10 protein-coding genes are annotated in these 10,943 nt (G+C 31.1%); all 10 read right to left on the bottom strand.

Going from position 1 to position 10,943, the window contains the following annotated elements; genetic code table 11:
* Nucleotides 1–233 precede the first annotated feature (233 nt).
* Nucleotides 234–1,088 carry a hypothetical protein gene (locus tag AAT22_RS18335; RefSeq protein ID WP_047002317.1) on the bottom strand — a complete coding sequence of 285 codons (855 nt, stop codon included), beginning with the start codon at nt 1,086–1,088 and terminating at the stop codon, nt 234–236.
* Nucleotides 1,089–1,317: 229 nt separating this feature from the next.
* A complete protein-coding gene (locus AAT22_RS18330) occupies nt 1,318–1,719 on the bottom strand; it encodes a hypothetical protein (protein ID WP_047002316.1) in 402 nt (133 codons plus the stop codon).
* A gap of 261 nt (nt 1,720–1,980) precedes the next feature.
* Nucleotides 1,981–3,300 carry a HAMP domain-containing sensor histidine kinase gene (locus AAT22_RS18325; protein WP_047002315.1) on the bottom strand — a complete coding sequence of 440 codons (1,320 nt, stop codon included), beginning with the start codon at nt 3,298–3,300 and terminating at the stop codon, nt 1,981–1,983.
* On the bottom strand, nt 3,297–3,950 hold the full coding sequence (locus AAT22_RS18320; protein WP_047002314.1) for a response regulator transcription factor: 654 nt from the start codon (nt 3,948–3,950) through the stop codon (nt 3,297–3,299). The genes AAT22_RS18325 and AAT22_RS18320 overlap by 4 nt, the downstream gene beginning before the upstream one ends.
* 97 nt (nt 3,951–4,047) lie before the next feature.
* Nucleotides 4,048–5,424, bottom strand: coding sequence for an ABC transporter permease (locus tag AAT22_RS18315; RefSeq protein ID WP_047002313.1), 1,377 nt, complete (start codon nt 5,422–5,424; stop codon nt 4,048–4,050).
* Nucleotides 5,424–6,080, bottom strand: coding sequence for an ABC transporter ATP-binding protein (locus tag AAT22_RS18310; RefSeq protein ID WP_047002312.1), 657 nt, complete (start codon nt 6,078–6,080; stop codon nt 5,424–5,426). The genes AAT22_RS18315 and AAT22_RS18310 overlap by 1 nt, the downstream gene beginning before the upstream one ends.
* Nucleotides 6,081–6,089: 9 nt before the next feature.
* Nucleotides 6,090–7,367 carry an ABC transporter permease gene (locus AAT22_RS18305; RefSeq protein WP_047002311.1) on the bottom strand — a complete coding sequence of 426 codons (1,278 nt, stop codon included), beginning with the start codon at nt 7,365–7,367 and terminating at the stop codon, nt 6,090–6,092.
* Between the two features lie 395 nt (nt 7,368–7,762).
* Nucleotides 7,763–9,307: a recombinase family protein gene (locus AAT22_RS18300; RefSeq protein ID WP_047002318.1), complete on the bottom strand. Its 1,545-nt coding sequence runs from the start codon at nt 9,305–9,307 to the stop codon at nt 7,763–7,765.
* Nucleotides 9,308–9,326: 19 nt separating this feature from the next.
* The gene (locus AAT22_RS18295; protein WP_047002310.1) at nt 9,327–9,743 is read right to left on the bottom strand and encodes a recombinase; all 417 of its coding nucleotides are present in this window, start codon (nt 9,741–9,743) and stop codon (nt 9,327–9,329) included.
* Nucleotides 9,744–10,943, bottom strand: a 1,200-nt coding sequence (locus AAT22_RS18290; protein WP_047002309.1) for a recombinase family protein, incomplete at its 5' end; no start/stop codon positions are given.

The following is a 10,943-nucleotide window of genomic DNA, read 5'->3' as shown; positions in this document are numbered from 1 at the left end:
TACAATATTATACTAACACCAATATATCTACGTTCGTATTTGGGAACATATCCAACATATCCTTTCGTTTGAGGGAACATATCAATCAAAGTATAGATTCATCACATATACTGCTGGGACGAGTTGATAGAATTGATGTATTTGCGATTTTTAGTGAAACGGTCGTATGCGGGAACATATCGACAATTTTGTACGTTCGTGGGAACATGTCGATATAAATAAAATATCTAAATCTATTTTTCATATGTATCAATCGTCATTTCAACATGCACACCTTGATCTAAATAACCTTTATGAACTTTTGCTATGTCTCTCATGCATCCTAATTCTATTGGAGACTCGATTAGACGCTTAATAATATCCTCTTTTTTAGTCTTAATTATAACACGTGCTTCGCCTTGCTCTTTAAATCGTATATTTTTCACTAATAATTCTTCAGGGTAATTTCTATTGAAATCCATCCACCCATTTGTACCGTATTTTTCAAAATCAAAATATGATACATCCTTAATTAATATTTCAGTATCTTCCAAACCGAGATATCTTAATGATTTATACAATCTATTCTTAAATTCATTAAAGTTAAAAATAGTTATCAATGCCGGTTGGTCTTCTAATGGTAGCCTTTTAACTTCTTCCGGAAATAAATTATCCGAGAAGTCTCTGAAATATGAAGTTGGGATTTCCGTGGATATCCTATGTTTCCCCGCACTATCAGGACAAGGAAACATGCTGTTTTTCAATATGTACACACAAAAACAGGGTAGCTTTAAACTTCTTTTATCCTTTAGAAATAATCGTCCCTCTCTTATTTCCTTATGTAATGGTCTAGTATTAGGATTCAAAACACAGCTTGATTCATATTTTCCAATCAATTCCGACATACGTTCAAAATCGAAACTATCACAAAAAGCCAGTGTTCCTTCATATCCATCTCCCCGGCCATCCCCATATTTTTTGGAATAATCAATCCACGATTGGGGGGTGTTGAATTTAATTGATCCGGTATCTAAAAAGGAATCAGCATATTTTGAACTGGTTAATCTACAAGCAACAAAAAAGTCGTTAGGCCTTGCCCATTCTCCCATAAAATCCACTCCTTTCAAGGTATATGTGAATTAAATTTTATCTATAGTCCAATTCTTATTGAGCGATTTTGAAATATTTCTTTTTACGAAATCCAAATATCATGAAGTACGTAGGAACAGCTCAACATCACAATACGTTCATATCATCTTTTATTATAAGTAATATGTTTGTCTAGTCAAATTGAAATAGCCCATGCCATATTTGACATGAGCCCATTAAATATTTACTTCAAAGTTCTTTTTTAATCTCGATTCCAGACTTGAATTCGATTGTTAGAAGCCTTTGATCGACCGTAATCCTATCAATCAATCGCCTCACAAGTAAATCGTCATACACTTCAAGTTTCTGCGGTTGTTCTTTTAAAAACTTTGTCATTTCTTCGATTCGTTGCCTGAGTCCCTCTCGTGCTGCATTTTTTATCATGACCTCCTGCTTCAGTTCCCGCAACCTGTATATTTCTTCTGCTACATCCTCGTAATCTTCTTTTGAGTTTGCAAGCCTAAGCAGTTCCATTTGAAGTCCTTCTAACTTTTCATCAATATCAGTTGTTGGTTTATCCGCATTTTCATTCAAAACTGTTTCAATATTTTCTATTAAAATATTCAGGTAATCTCCTTTGTTTCCCAGCACTTCATTGATAGCTTGTACTATTGCTTGGTGAAGTTCATCTTCTCTGATTGTTTCTGCTATTTCAAATAATTTTGTTTAAAAATTGTAAAATCTCCTACTGATAATAAAAAATTAACAGGGGAATTCTTGTGCCAAAGAAAAGTCCAAAAACTAAATTAAACAAATTATTTAATATGCCAATTCATTAATGAAATATTCTTTACTTACATGACTAATAATAAGTCTCCATTTTCCAATAACTATGGCAAAGTTATATATTATTTAAGAAAATATTCTAATTTTAAAGATAAAAAACTCTTCATCCTGCGATGCTTTATATTCTATATTATAATTATTCAGAATATTACTTACTATATATAAACCTAATCCATTACTATTTTCCTTATTTAAATCAAATTTAACTTCAAATATTTTATCCATATTCGACACTTTATTATTACCGTATGAATTTTCTATATATAACCAATCATTAACTATCCCTATATTAATTACTCCATTTACTTCAGTATATTTTACAGCATTACTAATCAAATTAGATAGAATAATCTTTAAAGCTGTTTTTCCTATATAAACATTCTCATCTAATATATATTTATTGACAGTTATTTTCTTTTGATTTGCTAATATTTCATACTTTTTTAATACGTCTTCTAATGTATCATTTATTTTCAAGTATTCTTTATCATTATTCAAATTTTCTATAGTATGAACTGATAATATTTGAGAAATATTTTTTGTTAAGCTATCAACGATTTTAATGCATTCGTTAATATAAATATCTCTTTCTTTATATTTTCCAATATTATATTTCATGTTTTCCAGTATTATTTTAAGACTAGCAAGAGGAGTTTTGAGTTCATGTGATGCACCTTTGAAAAAGTCATATTTTAACTTTTCTAATTTTAAAATTTCTTTATTTTTAAATTCCAAATCGTCAATTGTTCTCAATAAAGTTGAATACAAATCATTAATTTGTTGTTTTAATTCTCCAACTTCATCATTAGAGCTAACTTCTAAACGCATTCTTTTATCAAGTTTCATCATTTTATCAGTGACAACTTTTATTTCTTGTATATTATTTTTTATTAATTTTGCATAAATTAAAGAAATAACAGTAGAAAATAAAGTTGATATTAATAAAGAATATGGTAAAAATTTAAGGCTTAAATCTTTAGCATCTTTTTGCATATCAGCTGTAGAAACAAATAGTAGAGTTGTTTTTTTACCATCATCAAGCTCTATTTCTCTTTCTTCAATTATCAAAGAATTACTATCACTTTCTAAATTAACATTTACATTGTTTTTGATTTGTATTTCATTCTTATTATTATTTCCTTTTATAAATGCGTTTATTTCACTACTCTTAGAAAAAAGATCCAAAGTTTGTTCTATATATTTTATTTCTTTTCCATCCATACTACTTGAAACGTCATTTGCCATTTTATGAATCGTTTCTTTTCTTGCCTCCAAATAAGTTCTAGGAAAGATTAGAAAAACTAATAAATGAACTAGTATAATTATTATTCCAAGAACAGAAAATATTTGTATGAACATTTTGGGAAATATTCTTAATTTTTTCATTGTCTCTCCAATTTATATCCTACATTTCTTATAGTAGTTATACAGTCTAATTTTAATTTTTTTCTAAGTTCTTTTATATATACATCTATTACTCGATCATAAGGAATTTCTTCACTATCTTTCCATACATAATCAATAATTTGCATCCTTGATAACACTTGTCCATCATTATCCAATAAACATTTTAATACTTCTAGTTCTTTTGCATTTACATCTATTTCTTCACCATTAATTTTAGCTGTATAACTATTAAAATTAACCGATAGATCCTTATATTCAAACTTCTCTAAATGTCCGTAATTCTTCTTAATTAAAGAATCTATTCTCGCCTTTAAAACCGGCAATGAAAATGGCTTTTCTACATATCCGTCTACTAAATTAGTAAATGCATCAATTTTATATTCTTCATCACTAAATGCAGTCAAGATTAGAATTGGTAAATTGCTTCTCTTTCTAACTTCTTTCAATACTTCTAAACCATTTATAAAAGGTATCTGAATGTCTAAGATAACCAAATTTATATCGCTATTAAATTTTGACAAGGCTTCTCTTCCATCTTTAGCTTGAATAACAGTATATCCAAATTCTGAAAGATATTCACTTATTCCCTCTCTTATCATATTATCATCTTCAACAGTTAATATTTTCATATATACCTCCACTTAAGCCTATACACTTATATTATACAGCATATTATTTGATATTTAAAAATCAAAAAATTTTCGGTGCAAAAAAGCACCGAAAATTTTAATTATTGTCAATTAATAATTCTTTTGGATTCCTTCTTAATATATTGAATGAAGAAATAATCAATGATACAAGAAGTACTAAACTCATAAATATAACTACATAAATTATGAATTTAGGTAATACATTTATATCTAAACTTGATAATGTCTTGTTAAATCCTTCAGCTTCTGCCCCACCACCTAATTGGCTAGATGCAGATTGTCTAGCTATTTGTTTAGCTATATCACCAGTAACCTTATTCAATATATTATTCCCAAGCTTATCAGCTGTATATTGAGCTAAGAAATAAGAACCAACGAATGCGGGGATTGATATAAATACCATCTCAATTAGGAATTGACCAAAAATTTCTAATTTTGATATACCTAATGATAGTAATACTGCTATTTCTTTCTTTCTAGCATTCATCCATAAGAATAGTAATAATGAAACTACAACTCCTGCAAATATTAATGAGCCAACAAATAATTTATTTGAAATTGAATAGATACCTGATATAGATTGTTGTAATGCAGGGTAATTTGATGAACTTTTAATCAAATTATATTCTCTCCAATTTATATCTAATTTCCCAAGATCTTTTATTACACTATCAAGATTCTCATCACCTTTTACAAAGAATGTTGCATCTTGGTATACAGCTGTATCTTCTGTATTACCATAAACTTTAGCAGCTGTATGAACATCAGTGATTAATGTATTTTCGTATAGTTCTTGTGCTGCACTTACTCCACCACTATTATGCCCATCGAATAGACCTTTAATTTCTACTTCTACTGTTTCATCTGCACCTTTCTCATTATCAGCATCAAATAAATTAGATTTTATTTTTATCTTATCTCCAACTTTAAGATTATTTTTTTCAGCTAAATCTTTATGCATTAAGATTTTATTTTTATCTTCATTTTCTAAATGCTTTCCTTCTACTAATTTATATGCTTCTGATACAAATTTTATTTCTTTTGATGAGTCGTTGACCCCAGTTAACATAACTGTTCTTTTAAAATTCTTTGCTCTTTCAGGTGATTGATTCGCAAGAGTCTCTTGAGTTTCAATAATATCATAATCAACTAAATCTGCAACACTGTTTATTCTTTTTACATAGGAGTCTATACTATCTGTTTGAGATATCTTTTTAATATCTTCACCTTTTACATTTCCCCCACCTCTAGGTGTTCCTGGATTTACTTGTCTATTTATCTCCATAGAAAAACTATTTGTTATATTAGCAAATGTTTCTTTTGAAGCTCTGTCCGTAGCATCTTTAATAGATAAACTAATGAGACTTAAAGTTGACATAGATAAAATAACTAATATAATAATTAATGATTTTAAGCTTTTTCTAGTTACATAAGCAAATGCATTTTTTATCATTATTCAACCTCCAAATTCATTTTATTTACTTTTTTCAACTTTTTACCACTTAGTTCTAAAATGATATCCGCAGAATCTGCTACTTCCTTACTATGTGTTACAACTATTACACATTTATTTCTATCTTTAGCTAATGTCTTTAATATATTAATTATTTCTCCAGCAGTAACACTGTCTAGATTACCAGTAGGCTCATCAGCTAGTATTATTGGAGCATCTGATACCAATGCTCTAGCAATAGCTACTCTTTGTTGCTGTCCACCAGATAATTTCATAACATTTCTTTTTATTTGTTTTTTATCTAAACCTAGTTCAAACAAGATACTTTCATCTGCTGATTTATTTACTAATCTAATATTTTCAATTGGTGATAAATAATCTATTAAATTATAGTTTTGAAATACTAAAGATATATTATTTTTTCTATGATTACTATATCCTTTTTTTTGTATATCTTCATTCTTAAACAATATTTTTCCTGTTTGAGGTTTATCAAGTCCAGCAAGTAAGGAAAGAAGTGTAGATTTTCCTGTTCCTGACTTTCCTACTATCGCATAAAACTTCCCAAGTTCAAATTTTTGATTTACTCCTGACAAAACTTTTTCTTTAGAATTTGCATAACTATATGCTACATTCTTTATTTCTAACATATCCATTATTTCCTCCTAACTTATTTTTGATAATATTTCTTTAGGCTTCTTGATTAATATTAATGAAGAAGCAAATACAACTGATAAAACAATAATACTTATTAATATTAAATAACTTTGTCCAAGTGTTGTTATATTTAACATAAAACTACTATTATTTATTAAACTTCCACCGGAAATCATTGAGTTCTCTGAGTTAATGAATCCATCTACAATTACTTTTAGTAGTACATTTCCTAAAAATAAGCACGATATTATACTTGGTATAGATATGAATATTAACTCAAATATAAATTGCATTATAATTTGTAGCTTAGATGTTCCAATAGATAAAAATATACCTATTTCATATATTCTTTCTCTTAACCATAAAATCAAGATTAATGAAAGAACAATCATCCCACCTAACATGATGGAATATGTCATTATTTTTATAATATGTTTTATTCCGCTCACTGACTCTAAAGACTCTTCAAAAGCATTATTATCTTTCTCAACGGAATACTTTGACTCATCAATTTTAAGCTCTTTCAATTTGTTTAAGGCTAAGTCTGTAGATTCTAAACTAGCAGAATACATTAATATTTTATTTGCAATTTTATTATCTTCTGATTTATTTAATATCTCTTGGCTTGTTGAATAATCTACAAAAACCATATTTTCACTAAAATCAGAAGATAGTCCTGTATATGTTTCCTGTTTTTTACCAGAAAAGATTCCTATAATTTTAAATTTATGACTTTCTATTGTCCCACTTTTTTCAATATCTAGTAATTCAAGATCAACTTCATCACCTAATTTTAGATTGTTTTGTTTAGCAAATTCTTCATGAACAATAATTGAGTTCTTATCATTTTCTTCTATATTTTTACCTTCTTTAATTGTAAATACTCCACTACTAAATAAAATATTTCTTTTAGTATTATTTGTAGCTTCGAGTGAGACAACATTCTTAAATTCGTCAGATAAATCTTCTCTATTTATTCTTTGTTCTCCGCTAACTACTTTAGCATCTTTTAATTTTGCTAATGCATCAAATTGAATTATTATTTCTTCAATTTCTTTTAATTTTTCAATATCTTTAAATTGATTAACATTAAAATATTGACTATCTTTTTTTGTTATTGATATTGAAGAATTAGAACTTTCATATAAAGCCTTTTCTATTTCATTGCTTGATTTCATTATTGTTAAACAAGAGTACAAGCAAGAAAGAACTATAGTTAATATGATAAAAATTATTAAACTTCTGTTTCTCGTTCTTGTAATATATGCTAGTGCATTTTTTATCACGTTCCTAACTACTCCTCTCTATTTTCTTAATCCATAACTAATTGCATCCATTGAACAAGCATTTTTACATTGTCCTCATCTGATCCATTCTAGATGATTATAATTTTCAACTGGATCTATATTCTTTTGACAAACTTATTACATCTACCTCAACTAATGAATGCACTTAAGCTCAAACATTACGTAAGTAATATGCATACTCCTCCTGATACTATTTTTTCATATATTTTCTCCTTTACTTTTTACAAAATAGCAGTTTATAACTACTTTAATTAATATCTTACACGTCTTTTGTGAAACGTTTATGAAATATAACCTTTTATATTTCTAAACCATGGAGCTATACTAGCATCACATGATTATATTTAGAGTCATGGGCTATTTATTTCTGGTTTTCATATTTCCATTTCAATACCAGATTTAAAGGATATGACGAAGTGTTCTTCATAGACTGTAACGCTCTGGATTATCTTCCTTACAAGCTTATCATCGTACTCTAAGGTACGGAATTTGTTCTTGCGGATAAATTCAATCAGCTCATTGATTTGCTCGTTCTCGCCACTGAGGGAGGCATCTTCTACTAAAAGGAGCTGTCGCTTGTCTCTCAGCTCATCAATCTCATCTGCTAGATGTTCATAATCTTTACCTTTATTGGCCAGCTTGATGAGTTCTTTTTGCTTTTCCTCCAGTAAGTTGTTAATCTCTGAAATTTGGTATTCTGTCGTTTCACCAATCACAGCATGAATGTTCTCTTCCAGGGTCTTTATCATGTTGTTGCCACCTGCAAGCAGCTTATTAATTGCGGTCATTACAGCACCATAGAGTTCATCTTCTTTTACGGTTCGGTTCTTACAAACTTCAGGACCTTGCTCGATTCTAGTCACGCATCGCCAGACAAATTCTTTTCTGCCGTGAATATTCCAATAGGTTCTCCTATAAATATCGCCACATTCTCCACAGAAGGTAATGGCACTTAAAGCGTACTTGCTACTATAAATGCGTTTGTTCTTGCCTGCTCCCGTGTAGATATTGCTTCTTCGATGAATTTCCTCCTGAACTTGCAAGTATAATTCTTTGGGAATAATCGATTCATGGCTATTTTCAACATAATATTGGGGAACATGCCCTTCATTTTTCACTCGTTTCTTGGTCAGAAAATCTACTGTGACAGTCTTTTGCAGAAGGGCATCTCCGATGTATTTTTCATTTTGGAGGATTTTTTTAACTGATTCTGGCCGCCATCGTGGTTTTCCTGCTGCTGTTAAAATACCATCCTTTTCAAGACCTCGACCAATACCCACTAGACTCTGACCTTCAAGGTATTCTCGGTAGATGCGTTTGATAATCTCAGCTTCTTCGGGAACAATGATTAAATTTCCATCTTCATCTTTGGTGTAGCCCATAAATCGCTTATGGTTGACCTGTACCTTTCCTTGTTGGTATCGGTACTGTATCCCAAGCTTAACGTTTTGTGAAAGGCTCTGGCTTTCCTGTTGTGCCAAAGATGCCATAATAGTCAGCAAAACCTCACCTTTGGCATCCATGGTGTTGATGTTCTCTTTTTCAAAATAAACGGATATGTTCTTATCCTTGAGTTGTCTAATATATTGAAGGCAGTCTAGGGTGTTACGTGCAAATCGGCTGATGGATTTAGTAATAACCATGTCGATGTTACCATCCATACACTCTGCAATCATACGATTAAATTCGTCACGCTTTTTAGTGTTTGTACCGGAGATACCATCATCTGCAAAGATGCCAGCAAACTCCCATTCATTATTTTTCTTTATAAACTCTGTATAGTGTGCGACCTGAACCTCATAGCTAGAATTTTGTTCTTCTGTTTCTGTAGAAACACGGCAATAGGCGGCAACACGAAGTTTCTTTATCTTTTCTTTTGCGGCCGTACTTCCCACTCTTTTACGAGCAGGAATAACCATTATATTTTTCTCTGCCACATTATTCCTCGCTTTCTATCAAACTGTATAAGTATTCTGCCTTTGCAAAAGGATCCACTGGCATCTTATTATCTGCCTTTTTCATTTTGAATCGTTCTTTGGGTAGAGGAGAGGTGAAAGCGGCAAGCTCTACTACTCGGCCTAAATCCTTTGCACGTTTATCTCTAACTTCTTCAGCTTTATCAAATATCTCTTTATCAATAATTGCTGGATACGTATCATTTCCAAGGTAGTTGACGTTTTTCAAAATGCGTCCCATCACAGAGTGTGTCTTATCAATACCTGCCTGTTCGCCAGCCACTGTAAGGGATAGTCCTGATATGTATTTCTCAAAGAATACCTTTACTTGACCTGCTGCCTTTTCATCGACAGTAACCTCTCCATCTTGAATTTTGTATCCATATGGAATATATGCCATTTATCTCACCACCTTTTCTTTCAGGGAAAGACCGCATTTCAAATTGAATGTCAGCTCATCCCTGGAATTTACAATGATGTTCTCTACAAATTCTTCAAATAATTCTTCTGTGTAGTCACCATTAAAATTATCTGCTGACACGTAATCAATGAGGTCCTTTATATCGTTTGCTCGTAAAACCCCACTCGTAGAGTTCGTTACCAGGTTTGTTTTTTCAGTTGTAAGATTTTTTATCTCACTATCCAAGACATTACGTTCCTGATTAAAAAGAGCTGGCTCAAGGAAACCTTTGACCATCAGTGTAATAAGGGTGTTGCGTTCTTCCATGAGTTGCTCTATTCGCTTATCAATAGCATCCATTCTTTCACGGTCGCTTTCTTCATCGATTTGGCTAATTGATTTGAAAAGTGGCTCTAGGATTAACTTATGACTGAAAGCAAGCTTGTTCATCATGGTGGTAAATGTAGCTTTTATTTCTCCATCTCGCAAGAACAACATGGAACAGCTCTCTTTGTCTTCGATATGACCGATGCAACTCCAAGCAATGTAACTCCTACCAACTGAGTAGTTTGTCTTTCTCCTGAAATTGCGACTACACTCTCCACAGACAATCTTGCCACTTAAAGCATATCGATTAAGATAAACGTTCTTTTTCACGCCCTTACACTTCATCTTGGCTCTTTCATCAATGAGATCTTGTGCCTTAGCAAAATCTTCTCTACTTATAATAGGTTCATGATTGTCCTTGTAATAGTACTGGTCTTTTTCACCTGCATTTGGATGGCGATTGTAGTTACTATCGGTGTAAGTCTTTTGCAGCAAAACATCACCCATATATTTTTCATTTCTAAGCATGTCAATGATCGTGCCTGAACTCCAGTGATTCCCTCGTTTAGCAGGAATCTTATCTTTGTTCAAACCTCTTGCTATGGTACTGCTACCTTTTCCAGATAGGAATTCAGAAAAAATACGTTTGATGATTTCAGCTTCATCTGAAACTATAAACATCTTGCCATCCGCCTTGGAATATCCATACGGTGGCGTACCGACATAACTGCCGTTTTGAAATCTCTTTTGAATGGACCATGTTGAGTTTTGTGAAATAGATGCAGACTCTTCTGCAACAAATCCAGAAAGGATAGAAAGCATCAGCTCACTTTCCATATCACCCGTATTTAGTGGTGTTAGTATAATATTGTA

Origin of the sequence: Clostridium sp. C8, assembly GCF_001010885.1 — a bacterium.
Lineage (GTDB): Bacteria > Bacillota > Clostridia > Clostridiales > Clostridiaceae > Clostridium > Clostridium sartagoforme.
Note: the sequence above shows the minus strand (reverse complement) of the source record. Positions and strands in the feature narration are given on the sequence as shown.

Excerpts from the sequence above, each read along its gene's own strand:
- AAT22_RS18295 (WP_047002310.1), bottom strand. The coding sequence starts at position 9,743 with ATGGCATATATTCCATATGGATACAAAATTCAAGATGGAGAGGTTACT.
- AAT22_RS18315 (WP_047002313.1), bottom strand. The coding sequence starts at position 5,424 with ATGATAAAAAATGCATTTGCTTATGTAACTAGAAAAAGCTTAAAATCA.
- AAT22_RS18335 (WP_047002317.1), bottom strand. The coding sequence starts at position 1,088 with ATGGGAGAATGGGCAAGGCCTAACGACTTTTTTGTTGCTTGTAGATTA.
- AAT22_RS18325 (WP_047002315.1), bottom strand. The coding sequence starts at position 3,300 with ATGAAAAAATTAAGAATATTTCCCAAAATGTTCATACAAATATTTTCT.
- AAT22_RS18310 (WP_047002312.1), bottom strand. The coding sequence starts at position 6,080 with ATGGATATGTTAGAAATAAAGAATGTAGCATATAGTTATGCAAATTCT.
- AAT22_RS18300 (WP_047002318.1), bottom strand. The coding sequence starts at position 9,307 with ATGGTTATTCCTGCTCGTAAAAGAGTGGGAAGTACGGCCGCAAAAGAA.
- AAT22_RS18320 (WP_047002314.1), bottom strand. The coding sequence starts at position 3,950 with ATGAAAATATTAACTGTTGAAGATGATAATATGATAAGAGAGGGAATA.